Annotated in this window: 11 protein-coding genes; 6 read left to right on the top strand and 5 right to left on the bottom strand. The window is 41.3% G+C overall.

The window, feature by feature from the left end; translation table 11 throughout:
* Positions 1–126 precede the first annotated feature (126 nt).
* The gene (locus tag HCN54_RS09410; protein ID WP_167597573.1) at positions 127–5,406 is read left to right on the top strand and encodes a CHAT domain-containing protein; all 5,280 of its coding nucleotides are present in this window, start codon (positions 127–129) and stop codon (positions 5,404–5,406) included.
* Between the two features lie 30 nt (positions 5,407–5,436).
* Here the strand turns inward: HCN54_RS09410 and HCN54_RS09405 are convergent, their stop codons facing one another.
* The gene (locus tag HCN54_RS09405; protein ID WP_167597572.1) at positions 5,437–6,093 is read right to left on the bottom strand and encodes an endonuclease III domain-containing protein; all 657 of its coding nucleotides are present in this window, start codon (positions 6,091–6,093) and stop codon (positions 5,437–5,439) included.
* An 89-nt stretch (positions 6,094–6,182) separates the two neighbouring features.
* Here HCN54_RS09405 and bcp point away from each other — a divergent pair, with 89 nt between their 5' ends.
* The 5 genes from bcp (at position 6,183) to HCN54_RS09380 (ending at position 11,505) form a co-directional block, all read left to right on the top strand.
* Positions 6,183–6,638, top strand: a complete 456-nt coding sequence (bcp, locus tag HCN54_RS09400) for a thioredoxin-dependent thiol peroxidase (protein ID WP_167597571.1) — start codon at positions 6,183–6,185, stop codon at positions 6,636–6,638.
* A 297-nt stretch (positions 6,639–6,935) separates the two neighbouring features.
* Positions 6,936–8,504: a hypothetical protein gene (locus tag HCN54_RS09395; protein ID WP_072979895.1), complete on the top strand. Its 1,569-nt coding sequence runs from the start codon at positions 6,936–6,938 to the stop codon at positions 8,502–8,504.
* A 77-nt stretch (positions 8,505–8,581) separates the two neighbouring features.
* Positions 8,582–10,402 carry a cytochrome-c peroxidase gene (locus HCN54_RS09390; RefSeq protein ID WP_167597570.1) on the top strand — a complete coding sequence of 607 codons (1,821 nt, stop codon included), beginning with the start codon at positions 8,582–8,584 and terminating at the stop codon, positions 10,400–10,402.
* Between the two features lie 75 nt (positions 10,403–10,477).
* Positions 10,478–10,843, top strand: a complete 366-nt coding sequence (locus HCN54_RS09385; protein WP_167597569.1) for a hypothetical protein — start codon at positions 10,478–10,480, stop codon at positions 10,841–10,843.
* A gap of 158 nt (positions 10,844–11,001) precedes the next feature.
* Positions 11,002–11,505 carry a hypothetical protein gene (locus HCN54_RS09380; protein WP_167597568.1) on the top strand — a complete coding sequence of 168 codons (504 nt, stop codon included), beginning with the start codon at positions 11,002–11,004 and terminating at the stop codon, positions 11,503–11,505.
* A gap of 84 nt (positions 11,506–11,589) precedes the next feature.
* Here the strand turns inward: HCN54_RS09380 and HCN54_RS09375 are convergent, their stop codons facing one another.
* The 4 genes from HCN54_RS09375 to HCN54_RS09360 all read right to left on the bottom strand — a co-directional run bounded on the left by HCN54_RS09375 (position 11,590) and on the right by HCN54_RS09360 (position 18,949).
* On the bottom strand, positions 11,590–13,836 hold the full coding sequence (locus tag HCN54_RS09375; RefSeq protein ID WP_167597567.1) for a S9 family peptidase: 2,247 nt from the start codon (positions 13,834–13,836) through the stop codon (positions 11,590–11,592).
* A 3-nt stretch (positions 13,837–13,839) separates the two neighbouring features.
* Positions 13,840–15,231, bottom strand: a complete 1,392-nt coding sequence (locus HCN54_RS09370; protein ID WP_167597566.1) for an aminopeptidase P family protein — start codon at positions 15,229–15,231, stop codon at positions 13,840–13,842.
* Positions 15,232–15,424: 193 nt separating this feature from the next.
* Positions 15,425–15,817 carry an acyl-CoA thioesterase gene (locus HCN54_RS09365; RefSeq protein WP_009780854.1) on the bottom strand — a complete coding sequence of 131 codons (393 nt, stop codon included), beginning with the start codon at positions 15,815–15,817 and terminating at the stop codon, positions 15,425–15,427.
* Between the two features lie 105 nt (positions 15,818–15,922).
* Positions 15,923–18,949 (bottom strand): AAA family ATPase, encoded by a 3,027-nt coding sequence (locus HCN54_RS09360; RefSeq protein ID WP_167597565.1) that lies wholly within the window; start codon positions 18,947–18,949, stop codon positions 15,923–15,925.
* Position 18,950: the final 1 nt, after the last annotated feature.

Here is an 18,950-nt window from a genome sequence, read left to right as displayed (position 1 = left end):
GAAAGAACTCTAGTTGCTACTGCATTTCCCCCTTTAGTTTAGGGGTGTTTGCCCCTAAATTCAATGGCTAAGTTTTTGCCTATTAGGCTTTTATTACATTTATAATACACTTAAAACTAACGTATTATGATCAAGGCCGTAGTTTACGGGACAGAGAGCGCTCCCGCCCAAAAGCAACTTTCAGGTATTTATGCTGAATTTGAAATTGTAAAAAGTGTCGAATTGGCTAAAAATAGGGCATCGGGCAAAGCGATTCCTTTAGATCTTGATGATGATGCTATCATTCAATTCACTTTTTCAGACGATACCGAATGGATAGGTAATGCGTTAGACGTTCAGGAAATTTACAATACACCTTTGAATACCTCACGCTCTGGTGAGGCATTGGTTTTTGAAGCCAAACTTGTAGAAACGAGTCCGTCTCGCGGAATTGTAAGTGAAGTGATCATTAAAGCGCTGCACCTGCTCAAACCTAAAGCAGCAGCGATCGCCGCTGAGGAAACAGCAGCAGTATTGGCCGAAGCTTATGATAAAAAGGTAATGCCGCAACCCGGTGTTTTTAAGATGGATGCTACATTTCAATATCTGCCTGTTGCTAAAGTTGATAAGCAAACTACACCATATTTACTACTAATTCACGGCACACTTTCTAATACCTTTGCTGCATTTTCTGATCTGCGAATAGGCGCCAATCCTATCTGGGATCAACTGTTGCAAGAATATGCCTCCGGAATTTTAGCCTTAGAGCATCGCACGCTTTCGGTTAGTCCTATTCAGAATGCGATAGACTTTTTAGAGTCGGTAGAAAAAGGGATTGATCTGGATATTTTAAGTCATTCCCGCGGCGGACTCGTCGCTGATATTCTCGCTAAATGCGATCGACGCAATCAGATTATTGGGTTTAGCGATCTCGAGTTGGGAATGATGCTCAGAGAGGATGACAGCACGCATAAATTGATGGTGAAGCTGAATAAGCTTGCTCAAAAAAAACAAATTCAAATACATAAAGTAATACGCGTTGCTGCGCCGGCAAGCGGGACGACCATCTTATCTAGACGACTTGATCACTTTTTAAATGTGATTATGAACGCAATGGGCCTTGCAATAGGTGCGCAGGCAAATGTGCTGTACACCACTGTACGCTTGTTTTTGCTGGAGGTGGTTAAACAAAAAGCCAATCCTGAAGCTATGGCGGGTTTGTATAGTATGGTTCCTGATAGTGCATTTCAAAAAATGCTCAATTATTCTGCTAATCCTGTAGAAAGCGATCTTTATGTGATCGCAGGAGATGCCGAGGCAGGTGGATCTTTAGTAGATACACTTAAAGTGATTTTGGCCAACCTATTTTATTGGAAAGCTAATGATCTGGTGGTAGATTCCAACCGAATGGAGCAAGGTGCACCGCGCTTAAACGGCATCAACTACTTTCTTTCTAAAAATGCAGCAACCAATCACTTTAATTATTTCAGGAATCAAAATACATGTGATGCTATTCTGCAGGCAGCGATCACGCCACCGGGTGAACTTGCAAATTTCTTTATTAAAAAACGCAATACTTCGGGGAGCAGGGGTGTACTGCTGGGCTTGCTTTCTATGAAAGGTGTGCATTATGAAAAGATTAGCGGAACAAAACCAATCGCACTGTTACTCCCGGGAATTATGGGATCTAGTCTTGATCATAATGGAAATCCCCAATGGATTGATTTTAGAGAACTGAATCGCGGCGCAATCAAAGATGACTTAAGTATTAAAACCGAAGATGTTTCCGCAAGCGGAGTAATCAAAAAATATTATGATGATTTTGCTCAGCATTTGGGCAAAACACACGATGTGATCACGTTTCCTTTTGATTGGCGGAAAAGTGTAAAAAGCGCAGCCCAGCTTCTAGCAGAAAAAATAGAGCAGTTGCTCGTTGAACCAACGCAGCCTATTCAGATCATTGCGCATTCTATGGGTGGTCTGGTCGTTAGACAAGTGATGATCGATTTTCCTGCATTGTGGAAAAAGCTCATCAATAAACCTTCAACCAAATTTATCATGCTGGGAACTCCTTGGTTAGGTTCGTATCTAATTATGGAAGTACTCACAGGGCACAGCAGCAGGGTTAAACAACTTGCGATGATGGACTTTAAAAACACTAAAAGAGATCTGTTGTATGTGTTTAGAGAATACCCGGGCATATTTGAATTACTCCCCATTGAAAACAATCTAAAGCGAAAATTCTGGGAGACTGATTTTTGGAAAAAGATAAAAGAGGAATGCGATGACGCAATGGTTATTCCGCTTAAAAAAGAGTTAGATGCATTTAAGAAATACCGTGAAAAGGTGCTCGATTTAATAACGAAGATCAAAGAAGATGATCTAAAAAACGTGTACTATATTGCCGGGCACGCGGAGCAAACCGTTTACGATTATACTTCAAAGTCCAGATTTCTGTCTAAAAAGAAAAAGTTAGTATATCTGGCCACAACGCATGGTGACAGTAGTGTAACTTGGGCAACCGGAATTCCGTCAAGATTGCCGGAAACCAATTTGTACTACACCGAAACTTCGCACGGTGAATTGGCTAACGACCCAAAATTATTTGAAGGAATCGTAGAACTCTTACAAGAGGGGAAAACGCAACTTTTGTCTAAAACAAAACCGTTGAGCAGGGCAGGAGAAGTCATCACTGAAATGCACGGCGTACCACAACCATTTAGCAATCAGCAGGAAGCAGCAGATGCACTTTTCGGGATTACGCCAGTGCAACAACCTACTGCAGAACAACAACCCAAAGTTAAGGTTGAAGTGATCAATGCAGACCTTAAAGTGGCGCGCTACCCGGTGATGGTGGGACATTTTAATAACGACGGCGTGCATAGTGCAGAAAAAGCGCTTAACCGCTGTTTGGGCGGTAGGTTGATGCAGCGTTACGATATGGGCTATTATCCCGGTAAAATAGGAGAGAGTGAAGTGTTTTTTAATCTGAATACAAACCCGCGAGGAGCTATCGTTTGTGGATTGGGCAATACGCAGGAACTCACGCATTACCTGCTGGCAAAAACTACAGAAATGGCGACTTTAAAATACGCCATGTTTATGCGGGATAATTACACGCTAGCGCGAGCTAAATCTTTTGCTGAAGGAATCTCGTTCATTTTTATAGGAACCGGCTACGGAAGGTTACAGGTAGAAGATTCGCTCAAAGGAATTTTGTTAGGTGTTAGTAATGCTAATGCCTACATCCGTCAACATCAAGACGGCTTAATGCCCATTACCGAAATTGAGTTGATCAATCATTATGAGTCTTTGTCGAGTCAGGCGTATTGGGGCTTAAGCAGATTACAACACGCAGATAACCGCTTTAGTTTTGAGTTGGTTAAAGGAGTGAAAAGTAAAGAAGGCGCCAAAAAGAAACGAGCATTCATCAACGATCGTGATGATTGGTGGCATCAATTTAATATTGAAAGTTTGCTCACCAAAGAATGTATCAAAGGGTTTGCCTTCAATTCATCAAGCGGTTTGGCGCGTATTGAAGAAGAAGAGGTACATAACGGGTTAGACCAGGTTGAGGTTCTGCTAGAACGTATGTCGCACAGTGCTGCTTGGGATAAACGCTTGTCAAAGGCGTTGTTTGAGCTGCTCATTCCCAATCGTTTTAAAGATATAATTCGCAATCAAAACAATATTTTACTTAAGTTAGATCTTGAAGCAGCACAATTTCCGTGGGAAATGTTTCACGATTTTGATTCAGATGAAACTCCGGCTGCCGTTAACAGCGGACTCATACGTCAATTGCTCACTTCAGAATACGAAAGCCTTCCGTTACGAGCTGCTAGCAATTCGGCACTCATTATTGGCGATCCACTTTATAATGAAGAAAATTTGCCGCAGCTGCCGGCAGCAAAAAAAGAAGCTCAGGATGTCAATGCAAAGTTAGAGCAGGCTGCATTTGAAACCTTTTCCCTCATTAACGCAGAACCGGCAGAAATTATGCTGGAGCTCTATACGCGCCCTTATAAGATCCTGCATTTTGCAGGTCACGGTCTTTATGATTTAGCTAACGAGCGTGTAGGGATTGCCATCGGGGATGGTATTTGCATCAATCCCGCAATGATCAAGCAACTCAGCTACGTGCCGGAATTTGTTTTTATCAATTGCTGTTATTCGGGAACTTTAGATGCTAAAGATTCGGCATACACGCAATCCCGATTTAAGCTGGCCGCCAATGTGGGAACGCAGTTGATCAATATGGGAGTTAAAGCCATTGTGATAACCGGTTGGGCAGTAGATGACGCGGCGGCCGCGACCTTTTCTGAACATTTCTACAAGCGCATGCTTTTGGGATATGAATTTGGCGAAGCGGTGCAAATGGCGCGTAAAATGTGTTATCAGAATCACGGGCATACCAATACGTGGGGAGCGTATCAATGCTACGGAAATCAGCATTATAAGTTTTTTGACCTTAGCAAGGCACAAGATGATGATTACGATTATGTGTTGAGTTCGCAGGTTTACATTGATCTTGAAAATCTCTATTCAGAAGTAAAGCATAATGCAACGAAAAAGAAACAAGGTCAAAAGCGCTTGGAAACCATTCTGAACAATGCGGCGAGTAATAATTTAATCGATGGTGTCATTCGAGAAAAAGAGGCACTTATTTACGATGAATTGAATGAGCCACTAAAGGCATTAGAAACTTTTGGTGCAGTACTTACGCTAGAAGATGCTAACTTTTCTCTGAAAGTATTAGAGCATTTTTGTTTGTTGCGTTCTCATAATTTTTCAGAAGATGCCGAAAAACGTTTGGCAGAATTAGATCAGGTGACCAAACTCGCTATGATAGGCAAAACCACTTTGCGACTGGGTGTGGTAGGTAATGCCTACAAATTTGCTTCGGCCTATGAGCAGCCAAAAAAGCGCGATTTGTACCTCAAATTTGCGCTAGATTATTACACCGAAGCTTTTATGATCAACAGCGATCTCTATGATGGCAACAGTCTGGATGCTTTTTCAAATATGGTGTTTATTGCATATTTGCTAGAAGGTTATGGCCACGGAAGTCTCAAAGCTTTGTTTGAACGGTTTACGACTAAAGATCCGCTGACCTATCTGAGGGATTTTCATAAGCAACTAGACGATGTAGATCCGGAAGATTTAGATATTTCGGTACTTCTCGGGATGACAGAAGTCAGCTTTTGTCTACTTCTATTAGATAAAGACGAAGCTCAAGAAGAGCATCTTTTTGCAGAGATCAATAAGCGTTTTAATGAAACCTTTAGATTACTTCATAGCGCTCGGCAAATACGCATTGAGATTGCTCAGATTGAATTTTTAACCAAGCATACAGCTATTATTTCCGAGAAAAAAATCAATATCTTAAACAAAATAAAACGCGCGCTTAAAGAGAAGAATAAAAGCTAGAAAAGAACTTTTAAGTCTTCCAAGAATCGCTCATTTTTTTGACTTATAATATTCTTTTAAAACACTTTTACGGCCAATGGTTGCGGTGATAATATCTTTTTCTAGATCCCAACCTCGGGCCGGACTGTACTGTCGACCGTACCATATAATTTGTAAGTGCAGTTCATTCCAAAGATCTTTCGGAAAAAGGCGTTTAGCATCTTTTTCGGTTTGAACTACGTTTTTTCCATTGGTTAAATTCCACCGGTACATCAAACGGTGAATGTGCGTATCCACAGGAAATGCCGGAATGTTAAATGCTTGAGAAACCACTACGCTTGCCGTTTTGTGACCCACCGCAGGGAGCTGCTCTAACGCTTCGATACTTTCAGGAACTTTTCCATCGTATTTATCGATAAGTATAAGAGAAAGACCGTGAATACCTTTTGCCTTCATCGGCGATAAACCCACCGGCTTGATGATCTCCCGTATTTCTTCCACAGAGAGTTTGACCATATCATAAGGGTTATCGGCGACTTCAAAAAGAAGCGGCGTGATCTGATTTACCTTGACATCAGTACTCTGCGCACTCAGCAAAACCGCGATAAGCAGGGTGTACGGATCTTTATGATCTAACGGAATGGGAATCTGAGGATAAAGTTGCTTTAACGTATCTATAACAAAGGTTACCTTCTCGGCTTTAGTCATTATCTGTAATTTTGAAAACGAAAATACAAAGAAGGGATTTTTTGAAACCTTAAAAAGAATCAATTCTACACATTAAAATATAGAAAATCATGAATATGCTAAAAGAAGGAGATCAAGTACCTGCATTCACCACTAAGGATCAGGACGGAAACGAAGTACAATGGAGCGATTATGCAGACAAAAAAGTCGTTGTGTTTTTCTACCCAAAAGCGTCAACACCGGGTTGTACTGCCGAAGCTTGTAACTTGAGAGATAATTACAAAGAATTACAAGCAGAAGGTTACGAACTACTAGGCGTTAGTGCAGATTCAGAACGTCGTCAAACCAATTTTAGAAATAAGTATGAGTTTCCTTTTCCGCTTTTAGCAGATGAAGATAAAACCGTGATCAACGCTTTTGGTGTTTGGGGACCAAAAAAGTTTATGGGCAAAGAATATGATGGAATCCATCGTACCACCTTTATCGTAGAAAACGGAACGGTAACCCGGGTTATAGGAAAGGTAAAAACCAAAGACCACGCCGCCCAAATTTTAACCGAAGCATAAAACGTTTCAAAACATACTATTAGAAATCCGCTCCTGTAGCGGATTTTTTTTTGCAACCTATTGAAGGTGAATTTTCTATTGGTATGCATTTAAAGCAGCTACCTCGCAACCTTCAATTTTACCCTCAAATGAGCTTCTTAACATAAAGCCTTAGAACAATTTTAAATAGTAATGTTGAGGTAACTTTTTTAACCTTCAATTGATTTAAAATTAATTCAAGCACGATACTGAGTTAACGCCGAAAAATGCTGGTCTAGATAGATTTGTTTCCAACTAAAAATCAAATTTCTATTAAACATGACTACATTAAAAAAACTTTTATTCAACCTTATGATGCTTGCATCTGTGGGTGTGGTATTTATTGCTTGTGAGGGTGAAGATGGCCTTGATGGGGCAGACGGCGTTGATGGCGTTGACGGTACCGATGGTGTTGACGGCCAGGATGGTGAAGATGGAGAAGACTTTACTCCAACCGCTGAGCTTTTTGCAAACAAATCAAGTTTAGAGCCGCTAGTACAAATGTCGCCGGCTTTTAACTTTGTAAAGCCTTATTCGTTGATCAGTACTTCTGATGTAATTGGTGAGACCAATTTTCAAATGGCAGGTTCAGCTGACGGTGCAGGTTTCTTAAAAGACCCTAACAGCGACGGATATATTTATGTAGTTAATAACGAAGATCACTATGCGGTATCTCGTATTTTCTTAGACGAGAACTTGATCCCTGTTAAAGGTGATTACTTATTGAATTCTGGTGTGGCAGATTGGGCACGCCAATGTAGTGCTACAATGTGGGAAGCAGACATTCACGGAGGTAGCGAAGATATTTTCTTATCAGCTTCAGAGAGCTATAGCTATAAAGTAAAAGCTATTGATCCTTATGTAGAGACTCCAACGCCTACTGCAGATTTTGGTCTGGCAGCATTGGGCGAATTCTCTTGGGAAAACGCGGTTCCGTTACCTAAAGATGCCTATACCGGAAAAACGGTGATCATAGGTGGTGATGACGATTCTAGCGGTTCTGAAGGCCAAGTTGTTCTATATTATTCAGAAAATGGCGACGCAGATCTTGAAGGAGGTAAAGTTTATGTTTTAAAACTGAAGCAAATCTCTGACGGAAACGGTGGCGTAATCGCTGCTGAAGAAGGCCAGATCTACAACGAAGGTGATCTTGATTTCAAAGCGACTTATGATGTAGAATTTGTTGAAATTCCTGATGCTGCAAACCTAAGCGCAAGCGAGATGGAAGATGCTTGTATTGAAGTTGGTGCTTCGGCATTTATGCGTGTTGAAGATGTAGATTATCAGAAAGGTTCTGATGCTAACGGTCGCAATGTGTATTTCGCTGTAACCGGTAGAGGTCCTGGAGCAGGAACATATAACGACTGGGGAACCGTTTACAAATTAGAACTTGATGCAGATGCTCCGTTAACCGGAAAGCTTACCCAAGTAGTAAGCGGAAACACAGATACTAACAATATGGACGGGAACCTTGCAAGCTTGCAGAGCCCTGACAACATTTGTGTGACTGAGAACTATGTATACTTTCAAGAAGATCCAAATTCATTCAACAGAAATCACAATTCATACATCTATCAAAGTGATTTAAATGGAGATAATATCGAAGTTGTATTGCGCCTACGCGTTGACCAGAACTTAGCTGAAGATCCAGGTGTGGTTTACAACGGAGAGTTTGGTTCTTTAATTGATATTTCGGATAAGATAGGTGTAGACGGTACTTTTGTACTAGCGCTTCAGCCTCATTACTGGACTGATGATTTCTTCCAAGGATTAGATGGTCACATCATTTCTGGACGTGAAAACAGACAAGGTTCTCAAGTAATTTTATTACAAGGCTTACCAAGATAACAACCAAATCATTATAGTCTTTAAACCTCCACAAATTCTTGTGGAGGTTTTGTCATAAATACCTAGTACCTGTTCCTATGAAATTACTTACCCGACTCGGCCTGATTGTTTTACTGTGTTTTTCGGCTTGTAAAAACGATAAGAAGGCTGATGAAACGCTTACCGCTTTAGTAGACTGGCAACCTACTCAGAACTATTATAAAATGCATTTAACCGAAGCGATGCAGTACTTAGATTCGTTAGCGGTCACTCCCGCTGAAAGTGCTAAGGCCAAAATCTATTTTAGTAAAGCCCGCATGGCTTTTAAAAAAGCCGAACCCTACGCTTCGTACATCAATCCTGTGGTAGGGCATCGCGCCAATGGTCCCGGACTGCCATTTTTAACAGATGATTCTCAAAAGGTTTTGGAGCCCGTGGGACTTCAAAAAATTGAAGAATCTATTTATGAGGGAATTGAGAACGAAACTGCTTATCAAAAAGAACTGCGTCTCACCAAAGGTTTACTAGAAATTTTAAAAGGAAATATTGCAGAGCGCGAACTCAACGCTGAACGATTTTTTATCGCAACACATCAACAGTTGATGCGTATGGTGAGTCTAGCGATCGCTGGTTTTGATACACCGGTAAGCGGATTAGGTTTAGGAGAAACTCAAGAGTCTTTACAGAGTCTCAAGGATGTTTATGCATTGAGTATACAAGAGCGTGTAAAAGCTGCTGATGCACAGTTAGATCTTCAATTTCAAGATCAGGTTGAGAAGGCTATTGCGTTTATAGCGACCTATAAAGATTTTGCAACTTTTGATCGCTACACATTTATACGGGAATATTTTAATCCCATTACGCGCAGTTGGGTGGCGATACGCAAAGCTTCAGACGTTTGGGAACCGGTGACTAATAAACCCTATAATTTTGACGCACCTACCTTTTTTGAAGAGGATTCTTTTAATGTGGAATATTTCAGAGAGATCACAAATCGTAATCCTTCTGAAGCTCAAATTGCATTAGGAAAGCGTCTGTTTTTTGACAAAAATCTTTCAAAAGGAAAAGATATGGCTTGTGTTACTTGCCACGATCCCAAACTAGCCTACACAGACGGGAAGGTAACCAATATGAATAATACCGGTTCGCCGTTAAAACGGAATTCTCCCACCTTGATCAATTCGGTTTTTCAACGCGCATTTTTTTGGGATGGCAGAGCCGAGACCTTGCTTGCTCAGATTTCAGGGGTATTTACCAATAAAGAAGAATTCAACAGTACAGTACACGAATTTTCTGAAGAAGTGTTAACCGATTCCACCTATTACGAAGCTTTCAAAGAAGTATTCGGTACGCGCAGAAGTTGGACTAACGACGAAACCATCAAAGCACTTTCGGCATACATCAGTACGCTTAATGGTTTCAGTTCAAAGTTCGATAAAAATATGCGTGGAGAAGAAAACACATTTACTACGGAAGAAAAACTGGGGTTAAACTTATTTATGGGAAAAGCGCTTTGCGCTACCTGTCATTTTATGCCGCTCACCAGTGGGACAGTGCCTCCCTTTTTTACTGATACAGAGAAAGAAGTGATCGGAGTTCCGGAAACTGCAGCAAATAAAGAGCTTGACGACGATCTGGGCTTTTATTTTATGTATGAAGAACCCATACAATTGGGAATGTTCAAAACGCCAACTGTGCGTAACGCAGCACTTACTGCGCCCTATATGCATAACGGTGTGTATGAAAGTTTAGAAGAAGTTATTGACTTTTATAATAAAGGCGGCGGTGGTGGCCTTGGCTTTGATCTGCCGCATCAAACACTACCGTTTGACAACCTCGAACTTACCGCCGAAGAACAGCAAGCTTTAGTAGCTTTCTTGAAAACTCTCACTGATGTGCCCGAAGAGGTCGTTTATTAAGCGTTTGGGGTTTCATTAAATTATTTAAATTTTAGCAGCAACTTAACAGGTTGCTGCTTTAACTTTGTGCCTAATATGAAGGCATTTGTAAAATCTGTTTTTCTCTTCTTGCTGCTCCTTTTGGGAGCTGGAGAGTTTTCTTATGGAGTTACTCCGGCAGATACTTTTGCGCCAGTTGTGCCGGGAGAACACCGTGCATCTGTTCAAGAGGGCAATGACAAGGCGGTTGCAGTCGAGCAACTTCTGCTTACTGCTCCTGAAGTTTCTCTGCACCAGCAAAAGGATCATTCTCTTAATGGTTCTGATTTTTGGGCAGGTCTTGCTTCAGAGTCTACTACGCTACCTACGACACTAAACCTTCAGTATTTGACGCTGTGTGAACGTATTACCCCTTCGCTCAGTCGGCTAGATATCATTTTTCCTTTTCATTTGTTTCCGTAAAGAGTTTTAATTTTTTGACTTTAAAAGTCGGGCTTATCCTTTTAAGCTTCGGCTTAGATGCGCTTTATGCATCAAAATGTATTCGGCATCGCTAAAGGTGTTAATACGCAGTCCCGATAGCTACTGGGACGCTTAAAAATTAAACAATTCTTTATATTATGAAATTAAATATGATTTTGGTTTTTGCCGTTGTGGTGGGAGCCGTAGCAGTACCCTATATTCTTTTTATCCTTTTTGGATCAAACACTAAAAAACTCAGTACTTTTTTTAAAACCGAAGCAACAAAACAAAACCTCGCTTTTGATAAAACAGAGCATTGGGCTTCGCGCATCATTGGTATTGATCTTAAAAATAATGTGCTATTTTACGCACAGTTAGTACAAGAGCAAATCGTGCACAAAGCGGTTGATCTATCTACAATTTCTCGCGTGAATCTTCTTGAGGATCTACAAACTAAACGCATTGACGGAAAAGTAAGTAGCACTTTAGAGAATCTTACATTAGAACTGATACCACAAAACAGTGGAGCGCCAATACTTCTAAATTTTTACGACTCGCTTATAGATTCAGCTCAGAATTTTGAGATGAAGCGTGCAAGTGCCTGGAAGTCTGATATTCAAAACGCATTAACCGCAAAGCAAGCTGCCGTTGTAGCTGCTTAATTTTGTCTTTTACCCCTTAATTGACAAAAAAACCTCGGCTGAAAAGCCGAGGTTTTATGTTTTAACAAAATAGCTTTTTGAAGCTTATTTTTTGTTGTGCTCAAAAAGGTAATTCGTGAGCAAGGTGTATAAATGTCTTCGGGTATTCACTCCCTCGTAAATACTGTGGGAGCGGTTAGGATACGCCATCATCGTAAATTGCTTGTTTTGTTTGATGAGTTCATTTACTAGATACTCCATATTTTGGTAATGCACGTTATCGTCGCCGGTACCGTGAACCACCAATAGATTGCCTTCTAAATTCTTAGCATAGGTTACCGGAGAACCTTCAATAAAATCTTCAAGATTTTCCTGCGGAAGTCCCATATAACGCTCTTGATAAACATTGTCATAAAACAGTTGATTCGCCACTGCGGCTACCGCCATTCCGGTTTGATAAATTTCAGGATAGCGGAATAACAGGTTTAACGTCATTGAGCCACCGCCGCTCCAGCCCCAGACTGAAACCCGATCTTCATCAAGAAAACTCCATTTTTCTAGTAAAGCTTTGGTTGCCATCGCTTGATCACGCGAATTCACCACACCAACCTTGCGGTAGATCGATTTACGCCAAGCGCTACCTTTTAAAGATGGCGTGCCGCGGTTATCCATATTGATGATCACAAAGCCTTGCTGCGCTAAAAAGATATCGTACAAACCAATGAAATTGTCGGTGGCCATTTGTCCCCAAGGTTCGCCATAAACATGGAAAAGCACAGGGTATTCTTGAGATTCATCAAAACCTACAGGCTTGGTGATTCTACCTTCAACCAGAATACCGTCTTCGGTTTCTACTTGAAAAAATTCAGTTTCCGGAAGCGCTAAGCTGCTTAGTTTCTCTTTTAAACCGGCATTGTCAACCAAGACTTTGATGGTCTTGTGATTAGGCAGACTTATCAAGCGTACGGTCGTTGGTTCATCAACACTTGTGTGCGAATGAATCGCATACTTTCCGTTTGGTGCGATTTGATAGGTATTGATCCCTTCAAATTCTTCTAGTGTAAGCCGTTTGGGAGTACCTTTTCCTTTTAATGAAGTCGAGAATAAATAACGCTGCGCAGGATCTTCCGGCGAAGCTGAAAAGAATACTTCCTTATCTGTTGCGGTATAAAAAGCCGCCACATCGTAGTCGCCCGGAGTTAATAACGTACGCTCGCCGGTTTCTAAACTTACTTTGTAAATATGCCGCCACGCATCATTTTCGGTCATTCTTAGAAACTCAGTCTTATCCGGTGTTAAGAGCAAATCATTTTTACCCCACTGGTTGGCAGAAACATCGGGATAATCAAGATCTACCCAGGTTTCTTCGGTTTCGGTATATACTTCTTTTAGAGCTTCTGAAGAAGGTACATAGGTGTAGATCTTCAGCGTATTTTGCTTGCGATTCAACTGCTGAATCAACAAAAGATCTTCATCAATCCACTGTAAAGCGGGCAAATAATGCTGAACAGGATCACCGGGAACCGGAATCCAGGTAGTCTCTTGTGTTTTGGTATCAACAATGCCTACTTTAGTCGAAGAAGGATCGTAACCCACTTTTGGGTATTGCAACGGAATTGGTTTAGCATACACAGAATCGGTGGTGTTGATCATATAGAACGTACCGATTTGTGATGCATCAAGCTGCCAATAGGCGATGTGTTTACCGTCAGGATTCCATCTAAAACCATCACGCGCCCCAAACTCTTCTTCATAGACCCAGTCAAAAGTTCCGTTGATGATATCGCCGGTTCCGTCTGTCGTAAGCTGGGTCACCTCGCCTGTTTTAAAGTTCTCTTCATAAAGATTGAAGCCCGAAACATAGGCTACGTTTTCATTAGAGTCAGAAAACTTGGCAAACATCAACGAGGACGAAGGAAGCTCCGCACCCAATTGCTTTAAAGCTTTGGTATCTAAATCATAAACCCAATAATCTCCTTTAGTGTTCGAGCGCCACACCCGACTGGTATTAGTGAAAATGAGCACTTTGCTTTCATCATTAGAAAGACTGAAATCAGCAATTTGAAGCGCTTGATCTTCACCCGAAGGGGTTAGTGCTTCCGCACTTAAAAAGATCTCTTGAGCATTTGATTTACTTGCATACTTGATGAGTTGGTCTTGGCCGTCTTCGGTTTGTTCGATGGTGACAAAGGCATCCCCATTGTTGATCCAACTTATTGCTCGGGCGCTCTCGCCGCGAAATTCAGAGGAATAAATTCGATCTAATGTTAATTGAGAGGCGTCTTGAGCATTTGCTGTACTATTTACTGCAATTGTAAATAAGCAAAGCAGGCCTAGTTTTATGGCTTTCATAGGTTAGTTATTTCTAAGTTTTTCGATGGCTTCAGATGTTTTGGCAAGTGGTTCACCCAATAGTTTGCTGCCGTCTTTGGTAATGACAAAATCTTCTTCTACGCGTATTCCGCCAAAAGATTTAAATTTTTCGACTTCATCATAATTCACAAAGTCCATATACTTTTTCTGCGCTCTGCGCTCATCGATCAAGAACGGATTGAAATACAAACCGGGTTCTACCGTAAGTACAAAATCCTCTTGAAGTTCTTTTCCTAATCTTAAGGATTTCAGACCAAATTCAGTGCTTTTCTTCAGCTCAGGAGTATAGCCCACATATTGCTCGCCCAGATTTTCCATGTCGTGAATGTCTAAGCCCATCATATGACCCAAACCGCATTGAAAGAAAAGCGTGTGTGCACCTGCGGCAACGGCCTCGTCAGCGTCACCTTTCATCAGGCCAAGATCAGTAAGACCTTCTACGAGCTTCTTGGAAGCCAGCAGGTGAATGTCTTTAAAACGCGTACCCGGTTTTAATGCAGCAATGGCACTCTCGTGCGCATTAAGCACGATATTATAAACGTCTTTTTGCAACGGACTGAACGTTTTTCCGGCAGGGAAGGTGCGCGTCATATCACCACCATAACCCATCGTGTTATACGCGCCGCAATCGCAAAGTACCAGATCACCTTCATTCAACACCGCTGTGGTTGCGTGGTTGTGCAGGTATTGGCCGTCCTTGGTTAAGATTATAGGGAAAGCGAGTCCACCGCCGCCGCTTACTGCAATACCGTTAAGCGTACCTGCCATTTGCATTTCGGTCATTCCCGCTTTAGTATTGATGATGGCATACTCGTGCATTTTGCGGGTAATATTCACAGCTTCTTCAAGTTGTACCAATTCTTCAGCCGACTTGCGCTCGCGCTGAGCAACGATCGCCTGAATCAAGGTAACAGATTTGTTAGCTTCTACTTCATTGAGCGGAATATCTAAAAGTTCACTGATCGCAATTTTTTGAGCCGAACGATAGGGTGGAAGGTAATGCACCCGTTGTCCTTTGGCTAACTGCGTTTTTAAATAAGAAGCTACCTGATCTAAAGGTTTTACGGTACTGAAGCCTGACTTTTCAGCAAAGCTTTCTAATTTTTCAGCAGAACCGATCCATACTTTTTCTTCCGGAGTGGCATTGTTTCCGAAGAGGATTTCTTCACCGGTATCAATGTTGATCAAGAAATACAGATTTGGAATATGATCAATTCCTGTATAATATAAAAAGCTGCTATCCTGCTTAAAAGGATACCAGTTATCGGCATAATTCATTGAGCTTTCGCCATTTCCTGGAAAGAGGATGATGCCACTTTTTAAGGTTTGTTTTAAGTTATTTCGTCTATTGACGTATGTGCTTTTAGGGAACATAAAGTGAATAAAATTTTGTGAGTTTTATGGTTTATAGGAAACTTTAAAACCGCTAATGGCTGCTAAATTACCGAAACCTCTTTAGAAAGAATAACCGGCGATTGCCCTATTGTATGCACTTATTAGCATTCTGAATGCAAAAAGAGGCGCTCAAAGCCTCTTTTTGTGCAAACAATTCTATTTGTGATAGACCTTATTTGTCTTCTAAACGGTCCTTTACATACTCAACTTTCGTTTTTCCGTGGGGTTTGGCATTTCCGTTTTCATCTAAGCCTACCATCACGATCTTGTCGATGGTGATGATGGTCTCGCGGGTCATTTTGTTACGTACCTCACATTTTAAGGTTAGGGAAGCGGTACCAAATTTTACCGGTTCGATACCAATTTCAACAATATCACCTTCACGAGCGCTGGACTTAAAATCGATCTCAGAAATGTATTTAGTAACCGTACGCGGATTCTCTAATTGTATAATGGCATAAAGCGCTGCCTCCTCATCAATCCATTCTAAAAGTCGGCCTCCAAAGAGTGAACGATTGGGATTGAGGTCTTGCGGTTTAATCCATTTTCTAGTGTGAAAATTCATAGTTTTTCTCTTAAAAATTCTACTGTAAATTTAAGACTTATAATGCCCAAAAGCTCCCCGATCGCTGCGGTTTCCTCTATGGTATGATAACCAATTTATATAGGATTATACGATTTTTAGACTGCTATATCCCTGCCCATTTTGCGTAAGTTGGATCTGCGTTGCAATACGCTCTTTTAAACTATCTACGTGGCTGATCACCCCGATCATTTTTGAAGATTCGGCTTGCAGCACCTCAAGCGTGTCCAGCGTTTGATCAAGAGTTTCAGGGTCAAGAGTTCCAAAACCTTCGTCAATAAACAGGCTGTTGATCTCAATATTGCGTGATGCGAGATCAGATAGTGCCAAGGCCAATGCCAGACTTAAAATAAAAGTCTCGCCACCGCTCAGCGTTTTGATCGATCGCCGTTGCCCACCCATATGCTCATCAATCGCAACCAGACTGTCGTCTTCATCCTCTGCCGGTTGATCTATTTGATAACGATCGGTAAGATGTTTTAGGCGCTTGTTGGCTAGCTGTAGCAATTGCGCTAGTGTAAGATCTTGCGCAAAATCATTAAACTTATTCCCGTTAGCATCACCGATCAGGTTATTGAGAATCAACCAATGTTCACCATCTTTAAGTTCCTGATCAATCTGTTTCTGAAGTTTTCTAATCTGCTCCAGATTATCCTTATGATTTAAGAGTTGCCGCGATAGATCAGAGGCTAAATGTTCATTTTGCTGAAGCGTTTCTGTTTGTTCCTGATGCTGATCTTGAAGTTTTTCAAGTGGTGCCTCACTCGCCGTATCCGTTAGGGTTTGAATTTCTTCAATGAGTTTGTTACGCAAGGTTTTTAGACGTAAAGCATCCTCGTTGATCTTTTCTAATTCTTGTTTCCAAGCTTGAGCGGTTGCGGCATTCAAACGCTTTTGTAATGCATCTTCAATAGATTCATAGCCTTTCTTGTTCAATTGCTCTACTAGGCTGGTAGTGAGACTTTCTAAGGTTTTTGCAAGATCGTGTTCTGTTTCTTTAGCTGCTGTGAGCAGCTGTTGTTGCTGGTTTGCGGTTTGCTCGTTACGATTCCAAGAGGTTTCAATCTGACTAACCTTTTGCTCAAAGTTTTTGATTGCAGGATATAATTGTGCAATGGCCTCCGCTTTCTTTTTACCCTTTGCCAACAGCCCTTTTAGATCGGTTGTTTGCTGCTGAATTTGCGCAAGCACCTTTATGTTTTGCTGAAGTTTTTCAGCGGAATTCAACTCTCTTTCTTGCTGTTCCAGTTGGAGCTCTAATTCGTTAAACGTGGCGCTGCCCTTGGATTGCATGAGTTTTTTGAATTGGGCATCAAAAGTGGTTTGCTGAGCACTCAGTTCTTCATCGAGAACTTTTATACGCTGTTCGAGCTGTTGTATTTGTTGCGTTAATTGCTGAAGCGAACTTTCTTTAGTCACGAGTTCTTTGTTCAGCGTTTTTAATTCGTGTTCTAATTGAAGCACCGCAGCTTTGAGTCCGTTTTCTTCTTGCGGAATATGGGCTGCAAAAGGATGATCGAGCGAACCACAAAGAGGACAAGGTTCGTTATTTTTCAAGTCTTTGCGGTAATCCTCAAGTTGTTTTTGCAGCTGTTCTACTTCCAGCGTTTTTTGCTTAGCGGTGTGCTGAGCTTCTTTTAACTCGATCTGCTGTTTCAGTTGTTTGACCTCTTCGGGCAACTGCGCTTGTTGCTTTTGAATAGAAACGTATTCTTCATTACGTTCCTTACGCTGACTTTGCAAAGTGTTTAAAGCTGTGTGCGCTTTTTCAGCTGCGCGGATGTTTTTCAGTTTGGATTGAATTGTTGCCAGACGTTCTGCTACCGAAGCATTTTTAAGGTCAAATCGGTTCTCTAAAGCTGCATACGTTGTTTTGGCTCTCGTCTGTTTCTCCTGTAAAGCAGTTTCAAAACCTTTGAGATCTTTTAGGTCTAAATGTAAATCGAATTCCCTAGCTGCGGTTTGCAACGGGTTTTTACTGGTTTCAAAAGCGGTGCGTAAAGCATTGCGCTCATCGATCAAGGCACGGACTTCCGCTTTGTAACGTTCCATTTTTTGCGGAAAATCAGTTGGCGTGACTGTAAGTTTAAATTGCTTGCTAATTTGCTGCGTTAAAGTTTCTCGTTGGGCTTTTGCAGTTTCTAAAGCTTCCGAGGCCTTGGCAATTTCTGCTTGTTTTTCCTTTTGCTTTTCCTGTAAACCCTGCCATTGATTGAGTTCTTCAGCAAAAAGTTGAACAGTCTCGTGATGTTTTAATGCTTCTCCTTTTTCTTTTTCAAAATTTTCTTGAAGCGCAAGCACTTCGCCCAATTCTTTCTGTGTTTTTTGCAGTTCGCGTTCTTCGGCTTGCAGTTTCTTTTTAAGCTCGATCTCTTTGGTAAATTGTTCGATCGATTGCTTTAATTCCTTTTGCCTTTTGGCTAAAGTTTCAGCTTCTTTTTGCTTTGTTGCGAACGTATCTTCTTCCAACAATTGCTCTCTGAAAGTCTCAATTTTAGCGCGTTTAGCATCAATTTCCTTAGCACGCTCTTTATTCCGAAGAAACACTTCTATCCCAATTCTGCGATAGATATCGGTACCCGTGATTTTTTCAAGAAGTGCACCGCGTTCCTTTTTGGGCACTTGTAAAAACTTGGCAAATTCGCCCTGCGCCAATACAACCGACTTGATAAACTGATCATAATTCAAACCGATCAGCTCCTCATTTTTTCCCGGGACATCCGATTTTTTTAAATCGAGAATTTCGTTGCTTACTGTGTTTATGAGCTCCATATGATAATCGCGTAGATTACCATTTCGGTTGGTCGAAATTTCCCAGCGCGAGGTAAAAATCCCTTGATTGCATTGATAGGTGATTTGCGCATTCGCATCTTCCTGATTGCGGGTAAGAATAGCTCCTTTTTTGAGCACCTCGTTCGTACTCATCTTTCCTAAACGTGGCACGTGATTGAATAACGCCAGGGAGATCACATCAAGGATCGTGGTTTTTCCGCTTCCAGTTGGGCCCGTGATCGCAAAAAGGCTGTTTTGCAAAAAGGGTTCTTGAGTAAAATCGATCTCGTGCTCACCACGCAGCGAGTTGATGTTTTTAAAAGCAATTTTTAATATTTTCATG

This window comes from Leeuwenhoekiella sp. ZYFB001 (assembly GCF_011784865.1).
Lineage (GTDB): Bacteria > Bacteroidota > Bacteroidia > Flavobacteriales > Flavobacteriaceae > Leeuwenhoekiella > Leeuwenhoekiella palythoae.
This window is presented reverse-complemented; position numbering and strand designations above follow the sequence as displayed.